Below are 17275 nucleotides of genomic sequence, written 5' to 3'. Positions count from 1 at the left end.
TCGCGAGAGGCCGGATACATTTATGCAACTGGAATCGTCATTTGCGATGTCGCGAACCCTTGCAAGGACGGGGCGGACCATACATTCTTTCCCAAAAGGTCTTTCAAAGCGGCATTGTCGAGCATGGCGTCTGCCAGGAGCCGTTTCAGCTTCGTGTTCTCGTCCTCCAGCGTCTTCAGCCGCTTGGCTTCCGACACTTCCATGCCGCCGAACTTCGCTTTCCATTTATAGATGCTGGCATCGCTGACGCCGTGCTTGCGGCAAAGCTCCGAGACCGGCGTGCCCGCCTCGTGCTCCTTCAGAATGCCGATAATCTGTTCGTCCGTAAAGCGGTTGCGCTTCATTCTCTGGTCCTCTCGATGGGCCAGAGCTTACTTCAAAATGGATTATTTCAACGGGGCAAGGTCATCCGTAATGCAATAGCGGCCGCCGCGCGGACCGGTGCAATACGACCCATCTCGACAGGAACAACTGTTTGAGGTCGTTGGCTCCATGTCACCGGTAGGTGACCCCAAAAGCCCCACAGCGCCCGTTTCCATATTACAGGACTTCTTGCTCGCGCTGACCGATCCATCCCGACAGACGAAGGTCGATCCTTGGCAATGATCGATGCCGCCCTTCTTTCCGCTGCATGGCGTGTTGGTCGCGCCAGCATGCGAAGCGCAAAGGAAAATTGCCGCAAGTGCCGCTGCGAGTACTCTTAGATGCGATTTTTTGGAAACGAGCATTCGTCACTTCGGGATCAAGAGTTTGCACGATCCACCGATATACGGTTCGCGTAAAAGGCGAATTAATCTCGACTTCGCGGGTTGTTGCCAGGTGGCGTCAGGGTAGCCGGGACGCAACCCATTCCAGCAAAGCATTCTGTGCGTGCAGGAGGTATGCCTTCGCGACATTGCTCTGCAGGCTGCGTGGCTCATTGCGTCTGCGGACACTTCCCGACCTCTTGCGACCGGAGGGCAGGGCAGGAAGATTGCATCCCGACGGCATCCCTCAAGAAGTGACCCCGATATTTGATATTCGAGCAGCAAACTTTCGCTTGCTCCGCTCGGCCAGCAATCTGTGATGATGACATCCGCGTCCGATATTTCTTGGAGATCGCTGCTCGCGGTGAAATTGGAGTTCATCAGCGAGGTCTCGTGGACATGCCAAGGCTCCCGATATATTTGTGTGACCTGGATCGGCAGGGAGATGGAAGCCTCGACCCAAGACCGAAGGATATTCGCGTCGGGAGCGACGACCGCGACTTTCAGGCCTTCCAGGGTGCCCCGCTTGCTTTGGATGTAGGCGAGATCACCCAGCGTCTCGCAGGGATGGTTAGATTTCGTGCGGGCATTGATTACCGGAGCCAGGGCGCTTGATGCCAGATCCTTCAGCACCGATAGCTCCTTGGTGCGGATCACAAGGACATCGAACCAGTTATCGAGATACTGCGCCAAATCGGCTGGTTCTTCATTCAGATTGAGACCGACCGGTGACTTCACGCATATGCCGCCCATGGCCTGTATGCCCAAGTCGAAGGCGGTCGTGTTCCGCCAACCACTGTCGTCGTTGATGAGGGCAAAGCGCTTCCCGGACAGGCTTTGGGGCATGGCGCGGTCGGCCCATGCTGCGGCCAGGAATTGGGCTCGGTCGATGATCGATAGGATGACGTCCGTCGGGAAGCCATGGAATTCAAGGAAGTCCTTCTTGATGTCGGTAGACATTGTCATCTCCCAAGGCATATGCGACCCGCCACAACTCGCTGGTGTGGTCATTGCGGCCTTCTCAGAATTCCCTATTCTGCAACGCTGTAAAAATCGACTGCAACAGACCAGAACGGTCTCTCACGGCTTCGTCAATGGAACATCGACTATGCTCGATTTTGAACCGCGATATTCGACCCCTCAGATCGAGGCAGTCGAGAAATTCATCGATAAGAACTATGTGATTCCGGGCCCGATTTCCTGCCGAATGCTTCAGCGCGGTTTGAATGATGTTTATCTGGTCGCGGGGAGTAACGGCGAGCGCTATGTATTTCGCCTTTCCCACCGTCGTGCGCGTGGTCCTGCTGACGTAAAAGCCGAAACAGATTTCCTGGCTCATCTTTCGCAATCAGGAGTTCCGGTAGCCGCGCCCATTCCGACACGCGATGGCACCTTGTTCGCCGGGGGATATGCGCCAGAGGGCTGGCGTGAGGGAGTGCTCTTCCAGGCGCTAGATGGTCGAGAGCCGCAAGCGACGGGCGCTCGCGATGCTTGGGCCAACGGAAAGACCCTTGCGCTGATGCACAATGCCGCCGAGACATTCTCATCTCACGGAGCGGTCTATCGGCTTGACCTCGAACACTTGCTGCACCGGCCCCTGGCACGAATATTCGACAGTGGAATTGTTGAGGACCTTGAAGTCCGCAGCGATCTCGAAAGCATCGCTGCTCGGACCGGTAAAGCGATAGAAGCGTTCCCCAATCTATCGTGGACTTATTGTCATGGAGACTGCCACGGCTTCAATTCACGCATCAATGACGCTGGCGAAGCCGTGTTTTTCGACTTTGATGACGGAGGTCCGGGATACCTCGCTTACGATTTGTCGGTGTTCCTTTGGGCGAAGGTATCTTTTGGTCGGAAGTTAACCCCCATGTGGGATGCCTTTATCGAGGGGTATCGAGCACTGCGAGCGATCAGTCCAGACGACTTCGAGGCAGCGCATTGGTTTGTGATCGTCCGCCACTTTTGGCTAATGGGCGAGTATGCAAGCCGCGCACAGGAGTGGGGAAGCAACGCTGTTGGTTGGGTTGCGACCGAAGCGAATTTTCTCAAAACCTGGGAGACCGAGCAATTCGTTGATCGTCTGCTTTAAGATGCTGGGCACATGATGGACGCTCAAATCGAAAGCCGTATAGAAAACTCTTATCGTATCTTACGATCCTGCCTTGTCGGGGATGTCTGTTCAAATCAAAGATGGAGTCCTTGCGGCTGTGAGATCGACTGTGCATGCTGTCGAGAGTGAGGTGGGTCGGCAGATATTCCTTACTGCGTCGGCGTCGGGCGCGATATCGAACTTTGACCGTCGTGCACGCCGACCAGTGGCGGCCTCAGGAGCACAATAGCGCCATGGATGCAGTGATTAGTTGGGCGGAAGGCTGGCTCACGGCTCATAACTATAAGGTATTTAACGGGCCGGAACTTATCCGTGCCGTGCCATGGTCAAAGATCTACCGTTTCGCCACCAGTCGGGGAAACATCTACCTGAAATGGAGTGCGCCAGCTTATGCATGCGAGGCGGCGCTGATGGCGCATCTGGCCGAACGCTTCCCAACCGCCATTCTCCCGGTCCTTGCCCGAAACCAGGCCATTGACGCATTCCTTATGCCTGATGGCGGTGAGCCACTGCGTGGCAAGCTCAAAGAAGCCTATGATCAGCAACTCGTCGGCATGATCCTCGGCCAATATGCCCGCATTCAGAGCGTCATGTCTTCTAATGTAGATGCGCTTCTTGCGTTGGGAATTGACGACTGGCGCATGGCTATCTTGCCCAATATTTATGATGAGCTGGTTCATGACGAAGAGCTGCTGGGGCGTGAGGGTCTGGAAACTACCGAGATCAAGCAGTTACAACGGAGCGGAGACGACGTTCGCCGACTATGCCGCGCCTTGGCTGAATTCAAAATTCCGGAAACGCTTGAACATTGCGATTTTCACGACAACAACGTCCTCTCCAACATACAGGGCTTCCTTATCAATGACTGGGGCGATGCGGTCACTACCCATCCATTCTTCTCCTTGGTTGGTTTCCTGGATAGCGCCGCGCGAAATCATGGAATTGATCTCGGTTCGCCGGTCTATAATGGCCTCAAGCACGCCTATTTCGATGTCTGGCTTGATCTCGAAAGCTTGGAACGACAAGAGCACGTTTTCGAAATTGCTCGGGTTCTCCGCCCCATAGAATTTGCCTTCAATTTCAGGCGCGTAGTCAGAATGACAACCACGCAGGAGTTTGAGCCTTACCGTGGCTATATTGGCGAAGCTCTGCGCCGGTTCCTTTTGAAAATTCGGTAGACCTGGCCGCTGCACAGTGTGCCATGGGTTATTGTACGGTTATCAAAAAGGGCGATGCCTCAACCCTTGACCTGTCATGCAAGGCTCAGTTGAGATATCGCCGCGTAAGCTCGGGTTCGGCTGAGGCGGACATACGCTGGATCTGCTCCTCACACTCCCTAGCGGAAATTACCTGTAGGTCCCTTAGGAACCAGGCGATCCGGCCATATCTTGCGACTGACTCCGTCCAGGCCGCCGTATTCTCCATGAACCAGGCCGCCCGCAAATGCACCAGGTTGATATTGCTGAGTTCATTCAGCTTTTCATCGAGGATGTAGAAGCACTCCGAATGGCCGGTCTTCCCATTCACGTCCGACCCCAAAGCCGACAAACTGACAGCCAGCTTGACTGGAGACTGGCTAAGCGCATCCACAAAGCGCTGGGCAACCACCGGATAGTGCTCATGAATATTGTTCCAGTCGGTCTTGACCATCAGGAATGCGGCATCAGCATCATGAAAGAACGTGTCGAGTTCTCCGGCACCTGTGTCAAAGCTTCCAATAACTGGCTCTGCCCCGATCTTGACCAATGCGTCGAGGGCTGGACCTCCCCTTGAAAGGGCCTTTACCTGATGCCCTGCGCTCAGCAGAGTCCGAGTGAGCTTGGCGCCGATCCTACCGGTTGCGCCGACGACAGCAATTCGCATCATAGTCACCATCACGTTGTTGATGACGTCTTGTAGCGGATTGCGATGCACGCGAATTTAGATATAATGCCATATGATCTCCAAATCCGGCCAATCTGCGCAGAAGCTGCGCCCCTGCATCGCCGACTTCGATTGCAACCGTTCGGACCGCCCGGCGGTCGCCGTCGATCTCGACTTTAGCGAATACGAAGCAGAGGTGCCGCAGCACCAGCACCGGCAGGGCCAGCTTATCCTGGCCTTGCACGGAGCCGTCACCTGCACGTCCGCAAACGGCCTCTGGATTGTCCCTCCGAACTGCGGGGTCTGGATCCCGGGCAGCGTGCCGCACAGCAATCAGGTCACGGCCAACGCCCGCCTGTCCTATCTGTTCGTCGAACCCGGCGCTGCCGCTGGAATGCTGCACGCTGTCCGTATCGCCGATGCTCCGCGAAATGATCCTCCGCCTGGCAGATGTACCGGGCAGCTATGGTCCGGATGACCACGTTGGCCGCCTCGCGCGGGTCTTGCTAGACGAACTGGCGCTCATGCCAAAACAGGGGCTGGAGCTACCCGTGTCCAGCCACCCCAAGATCGCCATGATCGCCGCAGCGCTGACGGCGGAGCCGAGCGACCGCCGCACCCTTGGGGAATGGGCTGCCCACGTCGCCATGAGCGAGCGATCCTTGAAGCGGCTGATGGTTCAGGAAACCAGACTGACATTTGGCCGGTGGCGGCGGCAATTGCACCTGGTGATCGCGCTGCGCGAACTCGCCAGCGGCGCGACGGTCCAGAGGGTGTCGAGCGACCTTGGGTACGAGTCTGCCACCGCCTTCATCTTGATGTTCAAGAACGCGCTCGGGACAACACCAACGCGCTACTTCTCAACCTGACCGGTCGCGTTGCGACCTGGGCGAAGCGCATCACGACCCGAAACAGACAAGTGTATGATCGCAGCAACCGCCGCCAAGGCAGATCGGGTCATTACCGCTCTCTTCGCCATAGACAGCAGCCGATCATGTGCCCCGTTCTGGGCGGGCGGCTGATGGCAAAATTTGACGGGCATTTTGGACCTAGCCAATTTACATCGGCTTTGCCATTCGTGACCATGGCTTCTAGGGTTGGCAAAGTTCGGTATAGCCATCCTGGCCCCTCCTAACCATGAAGGTTGCCCGCATCTATCTTCGGGTCAGCTCTGACGAACAGGACCTTACCCGCCAGGCTGAGATCGAGCACGGCACGCGGTCGGCGGGCAACTACATTGCCGGTGTCTACCGCGAGAAGGTCTCCGGTGCCCGCGCCGGTCCCCTGCTAAAAGGCATCACTTCACGACAACCGGTCCCCATCGCCGTTATAGGGCCATTTCCAATTGCTGATTTCCGGCATGTCCTCACCGTATTGGCGAATGTAGCGACCGTGTTCTTCGAGCTTGTCGCGGAAAAGCTTGATCACATCCTGTGCCTTTTCCTTGAGACCCGGTACGCGCTCGATCGCTTCGATGGCCAGATGAAAGCGATCGAGCTCGTTGAGAACGGTCATGTCAAAGGGGGTCGTCGTCGTACCTTCCTCGATGAAGCCGCGGACATGGAAGTTACGGTGGTTGGTGCGCCGGTAGGTCAGGCGATGGATCAAGTAGGGATAGCCGTGATAGGCGAAGATGACCGGCCTATCCGGTGTGAACAAGCCGTCGAAGACCTCATCGGCGAGACCATGCGGATGCTGCTGCTTCGATTGCAGCGCCATCAGGTCGACTACGTTGACAACGCGGATCGACAGCTCGGGAATATTCTGGCGGAGAAGATCGACGGCAGCAAGCGTCTCCATGGTAGGGACATCGCCTGCGCAGGCCATGACGACATCCGGTTCGACCGCGCTCTGTTCGTTGCTGGCCCAATCCCAAATGCCGATGCCGGCTTCGCAATGCTTGACCGCTTCATCCATCGACAGCCATTGCAGCTCCGGTTGTTTGCCGGCGACGATGACATTGATGCGGTCGTAGGTTTTCAGGCAATGGTCGCCGGTCCATAGCAGCGTATTGGCATCCGGCGGCAGGTAGATGCGCACTGTGTCGGCTCTCTTGTTGGCAACAACATCGATGAACCCCGGATCCTGATGGCTGAAGCCATTATGGTCCTGTCGCCAGACATGCGAGGTCAAAAGGTAGTTCAGCGAGGAAACCGGCTTTCGCCATGGCAGTTCGCGCGACACTTTCAGCCATTTGGCGTGCTGGTTGAACATCGAATCAACGATGTGAATGAAGGCTTCATAGCAGGAGAACAGACCATGGCGGCCGGTCAGCAGATAGCCTTCGAGCCATCCCTGGCATAGATGTTCGCTGAGTACTTCCATGACCCGGCCGTCTCGGGCAAGACTGACGTCATAGGGCTTTATCTCCTCCATCCACACACGGTCTGTCACTTCAAAGACGCTGCCGAGGCGGTTGGATTCGGTTTCGTCTGGACCAAAGATGCGGAAATTGGCGTGATCGGCATTGAGGGTGAGGATATCGCGCAGATAACGCCCGAGAATCTCTGTCGATTGAGCCATTGTTCTGCCTCGCTCCGAGACGGCAACCCCATAGTCGCGAATATCGGGTACGACGAGCTCACGGCGCAGCAAGCCGCCATTGGCATGAGGATTGGCACCCATGCGGCGTTCACCTGCCGGTGCCAGCGCACGTAATTCCTCTTTCAAGCGCCCGTCGGTGTCGAACAAATCCTCAGGGTCGTAGCTGCGCATCCAATCTTCCAGGATCTTTCGATGGCTGGGGTTCTCGCGGCAATTGGAAACCGGCACCTGATGCGCCCGCCAGAAACCCTCGACCTTCTTGCCGTCGACTTCCTTCGGTCCTGTCCAGCCCTTCGGGCTTCTGAGCACGATCATCGGCCAGCGCGGGCAGAAATTGCCCGGAGCGCCGGTGCGCGCTTCGGCCTGGATGGCGCGGATGCGGTCGAAAACCTGTTCGAAGGTCGCAGCCATCGCCTGATGCATCTGGTGCGGATCGGAACCTTCGACGAAGAAGGGTTCGTAGCCGTAGCCGATGAAGAGATGACGCAGATCCTCGTCTGTGTCGCGGCCAAGGATGGTCGGATTGGCGATCTTGTAGCCATTGAGATGCAGGATCGGCAGCACCGCGCCGTCGCGGGCCGGGTTGAGAAACTTGTTGGAGTGCCAGCTTGCGGCAAGCGGACCGGTTTCCGCTTCGCCATCACCGACGACACAGGCGGCGATCAGATCGGGATTGTCGAAGACGGCGCCATAGGCATGTACCAGCGCATAGCCGAGTTCGCCGCCCTCATGGATCGATCCCGGTGTTTCAGGCGCCGCATGACTCGGAATGCCGCCGGGAAAGGAGAACTGACGGAACAGCTTGCGCATGCCGTCCGTATCCGTCGAAATATCCGGGTAGATCTCGCTGTAGGTGCCTTCGAGATAGGTGTTGGCGACCATGCCGGGGCCGCCATGCCCGGGGCCGCAAATATAGATGATATTAAGATCGCGATTTCGGATGACCCGATTGAGATGGGCGTAGATGAAGTTGAGCCCTGGGGTCGTGCCCCAGTGGCCAAGCAGGCGCGGCTTGATATGCTCGACCGTCAGCGGTTCGCGCAGCAACGGATTGTCGAGCAGGTAGATCTGGCCGACCGAGAGGTAATTGGCCGCACGCCAATAGCGGTCGATGAGGTTGAGTTCGGCGGCGGCGAGCGGATGTGTAAAAGTCGCGGCTGGCTGGTTTTCCATGTGGTTGCTCCAATTCGATATGGTCGTTCGTTAGGCTACCGTGAACGGCGCGATGGGCTGTTGATCTGGATCATTTGCTTGCCAGAACCGAGAGGGCTTCATTGGCGATGATCTGCTCCTCGTCCGTTGCGATGACGAAGGTCGCGACAGAGCTTGCCGAAGTGCTGATGACGGACGCGCTGGTGGTATTCGCTTCGCCGTCGAGGGCGACGCCCAACCATCGCAGGCGGTCGCAGATCGCGGCACGGATTTCCGGCTGATGCTCGCCGATCCCGGCGGTGAAAACGATGCCGTCCAGGCCGCCAAGCGTTGCCGTCATGCGGCCGATTTCGCCAGCAATCCGCAAGGAAAACAGATCAATCGCTTCTCGCGCCTCAGGACGCTCGTCTTTCAGCAGATCGCGCGTATCACCGCTGATGCTCGATACGCCGAGCAGACCGGAGCGATGATAGAGCATGTCCTCTAGATTCCGCAGGGTCCTGGCTTTCGGCCCAAGAAGATGGAGCAACACGCCGGGATCGAGTGCGCCGCAACGCGTTGCCATCGGTATGCCGTCGAGCGTTGAAAACCCCATGCTGCAATCGCGGCTTTCACCGCCATCGAGGGCGCAGAGGCTGGCACCGTTGCCGAGATGGGCAACGATCACCTTGCGGGCAGCAACATCCGGAACGCGCCGGCGTAACTCCCCTGCAATGAACGCGTAGGAGAGACCATGAAAACCATAACGTTTGATCCCCTGATCGTGTAGGGCTCGCGGCAGAGCAAATCGGCGCACAAGATCACTTTGGGTTGCATGAAAGGCCGTATCGAAGGACGCGGTCTGGACGAGCGTCGGTCGCAGATGTTTGACAGCGCGGATCACACGGAGTGCCTGTGGTTGATGCAAAGGGGCAAGGGCGACCAGCTTATCCAGTTCGCCGATGTTGCCTTCGTCGAGACGAACAGGTCCTGTGAACTGATCTCCACCGTGAACCACGCGGTGACCCACGGCGCGCACCGCTGCCATATCGAAATGCATGCCAAGTACTTCGAATGCTTCTGCAATGACATCGCGCAGATCTTCACCTCCTTCGGCGTGCAGGCGAAGGTCAAAGACGGCAGGTCCTTCAGTCAGATGAAAGGTGAGGGGCCTTCTGCTGAAATCCACCAGGCCCTTGCCGATACGACGCGCGCCGTGCGCATCCCACTCAAACAGACCGATCTTCAGTGATGAAGAGCCTGTATTGAATGTGAGAAGCAGGTTGGTATCCGGCATGATGTTTCCTTCGGTTCAGGAGCCAGCGTTTCCCACGAAATGCTGGAAATGATCAGCTGTGGCGGAACATCTCGACCGGCTTTGCCTGGAGTGTGTCGCCTGAGGATCAGGATCGTCTCTACGGCAGGACGAGGTCATTGGCTTTGACCCAAATCAAGCTGTTCAATGCTCGCGATTTCTCCTTGATCTTCAATCTTGACCAAGATCAACGCGGACTTCGTTCTGTTGCTTAAACTCACACCAATCCAACAAGTTCAAACAGGAGGTGTGACCATGCAAGCCAAGACCATTTTGAGTATCATCGGCGTCAATCAAAACGACGACGATCTACACTCCGCGATCGAATTGTGCCGGGAGTCGAAGGCGCATCTCTCGGTGCTGGTGACAGCACTTGCTGCTCCACCGATCGGCGGCTACGGCGAAGTGACCTCGACAGCCTGGATCGAGGAGCGAGAGCGCGAGACGGAACAGCTCAGCCTAAAGGTGGCTGCTGCCAAGACGATACTGCAATCGGACGACATTTCGTTTGATGTGGCCAGTATCTTTACGGAATACGGGTGGGCGGAAAATGAAATCGGAGAACGGGCGCGTTATGTCGATCTGACTTTGATCGGCGGCGGCCTTCTGGCCCAGGACGATATGAGGCGCGAAATTTTGAACGGCGCACTGTTTCAGTCGCCGGCCCCGATCCTCGTCGTACCCAAAGGACACGCGGCCTCACTGCGCCCAAAAACGGTGTTGATTGCCTGGGATTCGCGTAACGAAGCAAGTCAGGCCGTCCGCGCTGCGATGGAGCAGCTGACCGCAGCCGACAATGTGAGCGTTGCGATTGTCGATCCCCATGCATCGACCCACAGTAGCGGCGAAGAACCGGGCGCGGATGTCGCTGCTTTCCTGGCGCGGCATGGAGTTCGGGTATCAGTCAATGTTTTAGCTAGCGGTGGCCGAGCCGTCGCCGACGTCCTGCGACAGCATGCGACAGATATCGGCGCCGATCTAATCGTCATGGGTGCCTACGGACATTCACGCGTGCGTGAGTGGATTTTTGGAGGGGTAACGCGCTCCATGCTGGAACAGACAGCTGTTCCCCTGATGATGACACGTTGACATCCAATCGTTGTGCGGTCGCTTCGATATGGCGTGGCCGCTTGCTTTCATTCTTAGAAGGGACTTAGAAGGGGGAGAGGGATGGCTGGCATCTATGTTATTGCCGCGCTGCGGCCGGATCAGATTGTGCGGGCCTATCCTCTCATCCAGGCTGCAGTCCCAACCGTTGGTATGGTGGCGTGGCAGCGGATGGCATCAGATGCCATCCGCCGCGAGGAAATCCTCGTCGCGGTCAACCCTCGAGGCTATATTCAAGGCCTGAGCATCTATAGGCACAGCGATCATCCCGTCGTCGGTCCGTTGCTTGATGTCATCTTTCTGATCGTCACAAGTGCTGCCGATGAACGTGGCCTTGCGAGAACCCTGTTTGCCAGCATTCGTTCGCGAGCCAAGGAACTGAGGTGCGCGCAGATTCGATTCTGGAACCAGAATGCAGGGAATTGGGAGCAAATGCACGATGAGGAGCAGTTCCAGCGGCTGGATCATGGCCTGATGATGTTGTCTGGCGACAAAGATGCTTGAACCTTCCTCTACTGCAACTCAGGGCGCTTACACCTTGCCGGTGAAGACGTAGCCAACACCGCGTACCGATTTGATCAGCTGTGGATGTGTGGGATCCGTCTCGATTTTCTTGCGCAATCGCGCAATCTGAGCATCGATCGTCCGGTCGTAGACTTCCAGATTCCGGCCACGCGTCAGCTCCATCAGAAACTCACGGTTGAGCACTCGTCCAGCGTGGCGCGCAAATACAACCAGTATATCGAATTCACCTGTGGTCAATTCGATTTCGCTCCTGTCCGCCGACAGAAGTTGGCGCTTGCTGATGTCGAGCTGCCAGCCTTCGAAACGGATGACGTCGCCCGCATCGCTCTCCGGTCTTTTTATCGCCGGCTGGCGACGGCGAAGGATAGCTTTCAGGCGAGCATGCACTTCCCGAAGATGGAAGGGCTTGGCGATATAATCGTCAGCTCCGACCTCAATCCCGACGATCCTGTCGACCACATCATCGCGGCCCGTCAGCATCATGATTGGAACGTCCGACTGTCCACGAATTTCGCGAGCAAGATCCAGCCCGTCTTCCCCGCCGGGAAGAACCCAGTCGAGCAGAATGATATCAAAATTCTGCTGCCTCAGGCTGGCTCGCATTTCTGAGCCGTTCGAAACCGCGCTTACGACATATCCCTCGTCCCCGAAATACCGTGTCAGCATCTGTCGGATGCGCGCATCGTCATCTACGACCAGAACATGTTCGCGTCGCTGTTGATCCGAGGCCATTGCAAAGGTTCCAGTTGAAGGGGCTTCGACCCTGTGACAATCCGTTACAAAATTGCACCATCTCTAACACGCGCGGCATTCGGCTGTCACTCGGAACACGTCAATCTACCCGGCATCAGAACAACTTTTGAGAGGGATCGTCATGTTGTCGGCAAATCACGCAGAACAGGCTCTGAATTATAGCGACGTTGTCGTTGCTTTTGATAAAGAACCCGCGTGTCTTCAGGCGTTGTTCTGGAAACAACCAATGGAACAGCTCGATGCCGGTAGAACGTTGTTTTTTGAAGGTGACCAGGCAAAGCACCTTTTTGAGCTGGTCGAGGGTGTTTTGCGTATTTTCAAGATCATGGCGGATGGCAGACGTGTCATCACCGGTTTTCTGTATCCAGGCGACCTTGTCGGTGTGTCGCTCAGAAACCATTATCTCTATAGCGCTGAAGCCGTGACGCCAACCAGGCTGCGCCGCTTCTCCCGCAAGGCCTTCGAGGAAACAGTCAATGGCTCGCCAGAGTTGAGGCCGCAGCTTCTTGCACGTCTTTGCGACGAAATGGCGGCGGCGCAAGATCAAATGGTGCTGTTATCGTGCAAGAATGCCGAAGAGCGGCTTTGCAGCTTCTTGCTGCAACAGCTTCAGCGTAAGCGTGAGCAGGACTGCTCGAGCAACGTCGTCGATCTTCCGATGACCCGCCTCGATATCGCCGATTATCTTGGCCTTACGATCGAAACAGTCTCCAGGACCATGACGAAGCTGACAAATAAGGGTATCGTCGGTCCTGCGGGCCGCCATTCGGTCTGCATTATAAAGGTAAGTACACTTGCACATCTGGCAGGAGAGGGCGATGAATACCACGGCAGTAGTTCGTCCGTCATTTCCTTGGACAATGCGCGGCGACGCCACTAACGAATTGCAAATGGAACAACTATGAACGACCAGCCGTCACAACTTCGGGTCGCCGAAAGCAGATTGGACGAGATCACCCAGATTCTCGATAGTGCAAATATTGTGGTTCACGGGTTCGACGGCGTCATCAGCAGATGGACTACGGGATGCGAGCGGCTTTACGGGTGGACCCGACAGGAAGCAATCGGCCGAGTGGTTCATGACTTGCTGTCAACGATCTTCCCCGAACCGCTCAATACCATACGCGACAAGATCGTTCAGGAGGCTGACTGGCAGGGAGAACTCATTCATCACCATAAGGACGGCAGGCCCATTGTTGTGACCAGCCGGTGGGTTGCAGCGTCCACCGTCGATCCGGCACGGCAGGTGATTGTCCAGACAAACAACGACATAAGCGACCTCAAGCAGATTCAGGCAGATCTGGCAGAGCGGGAAGCGCACCTCCGCTCGATCCTTGCCACGGTGCCCGAATCAATGATCGTCATTGACGAAGCGGGATCGATTGCATCCTTCAGCGCCGCGGCGGAGAAACTGTTCGGATACGCCGCCGAAGAAGTCTACGGCGAAAATGTTCGTATGCTGATGCCCTCACCGGATCGTGAGGCACATGACGGCTATCTCTCACACTATCTGAGGACCGGCGAGCGGCGCATCATTGGTTATGGTCGTGTCGTCAGCGGGCGACGCAAAGACGGTACGGTCTTTCCAATGGAATTGTCGGTCGGTGAGGCGATCACCAATGGCAAGCGCATCTTTACCGGCTTTGTACGTGATCTGACGAGCCGTCACAAGATCGAAGAAGAACTGCGGCAGTCGCAAAAGATGGAAGCCGTCGGCCAATTGACGGGCGGGCTCGCACACGACTTCAACAATCTGCTCACCGTCATCAGCGGCAACCTGGAAATGATCGAAGCAAGGCTGCAGGATACTAAGCTACTCTCGCTGGTCTCTGAGGCGCAAGCAGCAGCCGAGGATGGCGCGAAGCTCACGGCTCAACTCCTCGCCTTTGGTCGCCGCCAGCCGCTCAACCCGAAACTTATGGATGTCGGCAAGTTCATATCCAGCTTCTCTGATCTATTGCGGCGTACGCTGGGGGAAGCGATCGAATTGCGAACCGTTGTTACCGGTTCCGTGAATGAAGCGCTTGTTGACGGCTCGCAACTGCAGAATGCTCTTCTCAATCTGGCAATCAATGCGCGCGATGCGATGCCGCGCGGTGGCCTCCTGACGATCGAGATTTCACGCCTTCGGCTCGATGCCGATTATGCGCGGATGTATCCCGAAGTCCGGAGCGGCGAATATGTGCTGATCGCGGTGACCGATACCGGCGTTGGTATGTCGAGCGAGACGAAGAAGCGAGCGTTCGAGCCATTCTTTACGACAAAGGGAATGGGCGCCGGCACCGGGCTTGGCCTCAGCATGGTCTATGGTTTTGCAAAGCAATCAGGAGGACTCGTCCAACTCTACAGTGAGATCGACCAAGGGACGAGCATTCGCATCTTTCTGCCGGCGCAGAAGGCGCCAGCGGGAATCGAACCGGATCGCGTCGATGAGGACAAGAAACCCAATATTCCAAAAGGCTTCGAACGCATCCTCGTCGTCGAAGACGACGAGCGCGTTCGCCGCGTCACAGTCTCCCGGCTTCTCGATGCCGGCTACAGGGTCATCGAGGCGACCAATGGAACCGAGGCACTTGCGCTCTTTCAGGAGAACCCGGACATCGCTCTGCTCTTCACCGATGTCGTGATGCCGGGCGGCATGGCTGGTGACGAACTGGCACACAAGGTCCGAACATTGCGGCCCGAAATCAAAGTCCTGTTCACTTCAGGGTATGCCGAGCCCACGATCGCCGGTCGCGAATTAGCGGAAGCCGGCAGCTGGTTGAAAAAGCCTTATACCGCCCGCGAACTTGCTGTCCGTCTGCGTGAACTTCTCGATTAATCTGTTTCTTTCAAAGACGTCAAACGGCGGTGCTGTGGCGCGCCTTGTTGGTCGGCAGATAGCGATCGAAGCGGGAAGCAATCGTGCGAACGAAGGGTCGCGCTGCCGATTTCACCAGGAATAGATCGCCGTCAAAGTCGATCATGTCTTTCTCCTCGGCAGTGATCGCTGCGGCTTCGATTTGCAAATGGTCGACCTGGCTTCCGAAGGTTCGCCTCAGATCTGCGATGGAGAAGGAAAAATTACACATTAGGCTCTCAATCAGTTTGCCTATGATCCGGTCGGAGGGCGAAAGGGCAAAGCCGCGACTGGTCGCTAGCGCGCCGGCTCTGACTCGGCGGATATAATCGCCAACAGAGACCGCATTCTGGACGTAGCCTTGCGGCAGGTTTCCGATGGAAGATGCTCCGAGCCCGATCAGCGTCTCAGCTTCGTCCGTCGTGTATCCCTGAAAGTTGCGTCGCATCTTTCCCGTAGCCGCCGCCGCCGAAAGATTGTCGTTCTCGTCGGCGAAATGATCGATACCGAGCGGGATGTAGCCGGCTTCCGCCAATTGAGCAGCACCAAAGCTCGCCATGTCCAATCGCTCGGCCAGACCAGGAAGGGTATTTTGATCGATGAGGCTCTGGTGTTTTTTCATCCAGGGAACATGCGCATAGCCGAAGAGCGCAATACGGTTCGGCCGCATCGACACGGCAAGATCGATAGTTCGACGCAGTGTCTCCGTCGTTTGAAGCGGCAGGCCGTAGAGAATATCGAGATTGATCGAGCCCACGCCCACGTCGCGCAATGCTTCCACGACCGCGCGCGTCTGTTCGAAGCTTTGCAGCCGATTGATTGCCCTTTGAACGTCGGAATCGAAATCTTGAACGCCAAGGCTCGCCCGCGTCATGCCGAAACGATGCCAGGCTTCGAGTTTGTCGGGCCTCGCATTGCGTGGGTCGATCTCGACGCTGATCTCACAATGAGGATCGATGTCGAAAGCACTATCGAGTTTCCTACGAAGACTGTCGATGTCGTCAGGCTCGATCACGGTGGGCGAGCCGCCACCGAAATGGATAGCGCTCACATGCCGCCGGCCCGGAAGGGCCTTCGCTGCGAGTGTTATCTCCGCCCCAAGTGCGTCCAGATAATCGGCGATGGGATCGTAGCGCCGCACCTGCTTGGTATGGCAGCCACAAAACCAACAGAGCCGGTCGCAAAAGGGCACATGCAGGTAAAGCGAAACGGGCTTGTGCGGATCCGTTTCGCCAAGCCATCTGGCGTAGCTTACATGGTCAATGCCGTCGTGGAAATGCGGCGCCGTGGGATAACTGGTGTAGCGCGGTACGGGTTGAGCGTAACGAATAAGCGAACTGGTGCGCACGGGAAAAACGTCTTTCAATAGATCTGGGAAGTGATTGGTGGGCGCGCGGCCGGGTACCGTGCCCGGCCGCGTGCGCACTATCCGTGCTTGTTGTTCGTCGCTTGATCGTCGATGAGTTCGTACCACATAGCGTTGAGAACGGCGAAAGCGGCGGCCAGAGGAAAGCCGAGAAGCCAGGCGAAGTACCACATGCGGATTCTCCTTGAAGGTTAGTAGGCGTGACCGCCCTTGTCGTTGACCGTCTTCTCGTTGACCTTGCCCCACAGCACCCGATAGACCCAGGTGGTGTAGAAAAGGATGATCGGCAGGAAGATCAGCGTCGCGGCCAGCATGACGAATAGCGTCATATGGCTTGACGACGCGTCCCAGACCGTGAGGCTGGAGCGTGGATCGAGCGAAGAGGGCAGGAGGAAGGGAAACATCGAGACACCGACTGTCGAGATGATGCCGAAGATGGCGAGCTTGCTGAACAGCAGTGGAGCAAGTTCGCGGCGGGCCAGCATGGCAAGCAGGGCGGCGACGGCACCAATGAAGCCGATTATCGGAGAGGCCATCATCCACGGATGGCTGCCGTAATTTGCGAACCAGGCACCGGCACTATGATCGACAGTCTTCAAGAGCGGATTGGACGGACCGATCGGATTGATCTGGCTGGTGATGCTATAGCCGTCGACGCCATACCAGAGAGCAAGGCCGCCAAGGGCAAACAACACGATCGTTACGAGCGCTGCCAGACTGCCGTAACGGCGTGCTCTTTCTGCGACATCGCCGCTCGTCTTTAGTTGCAGCCACGCGGCGCCATGCATGGTGAGCATGGCGACCGAGAGAAGGCCGCAGAGCAGCGCATAAGGGTTCAGAAGTGCGAAGAACGACCCTTCATAGTAGATGCGCATGTTGTCATCGAAGCGGAAGGGCACGCCCTGCAGCACATTGCCGACCGCCACGCCGAAGATCAGCGAGGGAACGAAGCCGCCGATGAACAGCGCCCAGT

General features: G+C 56.9%; 12 protein-coding genes and 4 pseudogenes. 7 read left to right on the top strand and 9 right to left on the bottom strand.

The features are described 5' to 3' along the window. Positions 1-86: 86 nt before the first annotated feature. Positions 87-344, bottom strand: a pseudogene (locus FHT28_RS35325) (transposase); the annotation flags it as partial. A 481-nt stretch (positions 345-825) separates the two neighbouring features. Then, positions 826-1706: pseudogene (locus FHT28_RS35320) on the bottom strand (ornithine carbamoyltransferase). A gap of 148 nt (positions 1707-1854) precedes the next feature. Between FHT28_RS35320 and FHT28_RS35315 the strand changes: the two are divergent. Together FHT28_RS35315 and FHT28_RS35310 are read left to right on the top strand one after the other, a co-directional pair. Beyond that, a complete protein-coding gene (locus FHT28_RS35315; RefSeq protein ID WP_168598851.1) occupies positions 1855-2838 on the top strand; it encodes a phosphotransferase in 984 nt (327 codons plus the stop codon). Positions 2839-3092: 254 nt separating this feature from the next. Then, a complete protein-coding gene (locus FHT28_RS35310; protein WP_168598850.1) occupies positions 3093-4037 on the top strand; it encodes an aminoglycoside phosphotransferase family protein in 945 nt (314 codons plus the stop codon). Positions 4038-4221: 184 nt separating this feature from the next. Here FHT28_RS35310 and FHT28_RS35305 read toward each other — a convergent pair. Further along, positions 4222-4722: pseudogene (locus tag FHT28_RS35305) on the bottom strand (NAD(P)H-binding protein); the annotation flags it as partial. 73 nt (positions 4723-4795) lie between these two features. Between FHT28_RS35305 and FHT28_RS35300 the strand changes: the two are divergent. Continuing rightward, a pseudogene (locus FHT28_RS35300) lies at positions 4796-5591 on the top strand (helix-turn-helix transcriptional regulator). Positions 5592-6024: 433 nt separating this feature from the next. On the opposite strand, the gene FHT28_RS35290 reads toward FHT28_RS35300, so the two are convergent. Continuing rightward, a complete protein-coding gene (locus tag FHT28_RS35290) occupies positions 6025-8439 on the bottom strand; it encodes a phosphoketolase family protein (RefSeq protein WP_168598849.1) in 2415 nt (804 codons plus the stop codon). Between the two features lie 70 nt (positions 8440-8509). Then, positions 8510-9694: an acetate/propionate family kinase gene (locus tag FHT28_RS35285; protein ID WP_168598848.1), complete on the bottom strand. Its 1185-nt coding sequence runs from the start codon at positions 9692-9694 to the stop codon at positions 8510-8512. 273 nt (positions 9695-9967) lie between these two features. Between FHT28_RS35285 and FHT28_RS35280 the strand changes: the two genes are divergently transcribed. Together FHT28_RS35280 and FHT28_RS35275 are read left to right on the top strand one after the other, a co-directional pair. After that, a complete protein-coding gene (locus FHT28_RS35280) occupies positions 9968-10801 on the top strand; it encodes a universal stress protein (RefSeq protein WP_112439946.1) in 834 nt (277 codons plus the stop codon). Positions 10802-10882: 81 nt separating this feature from the next. Further along, a complete protein-coding gene (locus FHT28_RS35275; RefSeq protein WP_112439948.1) occupies positions 10883-11323 on the top strand; it encodes a hypothetical protein in 441 nt (146 codons plus the stop codon). A 27-nt stretch (positions 11324-11350) separates the two neighbouring features. Here the strand turns inward: FHT28_RS35275 and FHT28_RS35270 are convergent, their stop codons facing one another. Continuing rightward, positions 11351-12076, bottom strand: a complete 726-nt coding sequence (locus tag FHT28_RS35270) for a response regulator (protein ID WP_112439950.1) — start codon at positions 12074-12076, stop codon at positions 11351-11353. Between the two features lie 247 nt (positions 12077-12323). Between FHT28_RS35270 and FHT28_RS35265 the strand changes: the two genes are divergently transcribed. Continuing rightward, a complete protein-coding gene (locus tag FHT28_RS35265) occupies positions 12324-12977 on the top strand; it encodes a helix-turn-helix domain-containing protein (RefSeq protein WP_244655222.1) in 654 nt (217 codons plus the stop codon). Positions 12978-12998: 21 nt separating this feature from the next. After that, positions 12999-14918, top strand: coding sequence for a PAS domain-containing sensor histidine kinase (locus FHT28_RS35260; RefSeq protein WP_047561853.1), 1920 nt, complete (start codon positions 12999-13001; stop codon positions 14916-14918). Positions 14919-14937: 19 nt separating this feature from the next. Here the strand turns inward: FHT28_RS35260 and hemN are convergent, their stop codons facing one another. The 3 genes from hemN to cydB all read right to left on the bottom strand — a co-directional run. Beyond that, positions 14938-16284: an oxygen-independent coproporphyrinogen III oxidase gene (gene hemN / locus FHT28_RS35255; protein ID WP_047561871.1), complete on the bottom strand. Its 1347-nt coding sequence runs from the start codon at positions 16282-16284 to the stop codon at positions 14938-14940. Positions 16285-16361: 77 nt separating this feature from the next. Further along, entirely contained in the window at positions 16362-16475 is a 114-nt protein-coding gene (gene cydX / locus FHT28_RS35250) for a cytochrome bd-I oxidase subunit CydX (protein ID WP_112439958.1), read from the bottom strand. A gap of 18 nt (positions 16476-16493) precedes the next feature. After that, on the bottom strand, positions 16494-17275 hold a 782-nt coding region (cydB, locus tag FHT28_RS35245), incomplete at its 5' end, for a cytochrome d ubiquinol oxidase subunit II (protein WP_168598847.1).

The organism is Rhizobium sp. SG570, assembly GCF_012275345.1.
Lineage (GTDB): Bacteria > Pseudomonadota > Alphaproteobacteria > Rhizobiales > Rhizobiaceae > Rhizobium > Rhizobium lusitanum.
Note: the sequence above shows the minus strand (reverse complement) of the source record. Positions and strands in the feature narration are given on the sequence as shown.

Coding starts and splice junctions, on each gene's coding strand:
- FHT28_RS35315 (WP_168598851.1), top strand. CDS start 1,855: ATGCTCGATTTTGAACCGCGATATTCGACCCCTCAGATCGAGGCAGTC.
- FHT28_RS35310 (WP_168598850.1), top strand. CDS start 3,093: ATGGATGCAGTGATTAGTTGGGCGGAAGGCTGGCTCACGGCTCATAAC.
- FHT28_RS35290 (WP_168598849.1), bottom strand. CDS start 8,439: ATGGAAAACCAGCCAGCCGCGACTTTTACACATCCGCTCGCCGCCGCC.
- FHT28_RS35285 (WP_168598848.1), bottom strand. CDS start 9,694: ATGCCGGATACCAACCTGCTTCTCACATTCAATACAGGCTCTTCATCA.
- FHT28_RS35280 (WP_112439946.1), top strand. CDS start 9,968: ATGCAAGCCAAGACCATTTTGAGTATCATCGGCGTCAATCAAAACGAC.
- FHT28_RS35275 (WP_112439948.1), top strand. CDS start 10,883: ATGGCTGGCATCTATGTTATTGCCGCGCTGCGGCCGGATCAGATTGTG.
- FHT28_RS35270 (WP_112439950.1), bottom strand. CDS start 12,076: ATGGCCTCGGATCAACAGCGACGCGAACATGTTCTGGTCGTAGATGAC.
- FHT28_RS35265 (WP_244655222.1), top strand. CDS start 12,324: ATGGAACAGCTCGATGCCGGTAGAACGTTGTTTTTTGAAGGTGACCAG.
- FHT28_RS35260 (WP_047561853.1), top strand. CDS start 12,999: ATGAACGACCAGCCGTCACAACTTCGGGTCGCCGAAAGCAGATTGGAC.
- cydX (WP_112439958.1), bottom strand. CDS start 16,475: ATGTGGTACTTCGCCTGGCTTCTCGGCTTTCCTCTGGCCGCCGCTTTC.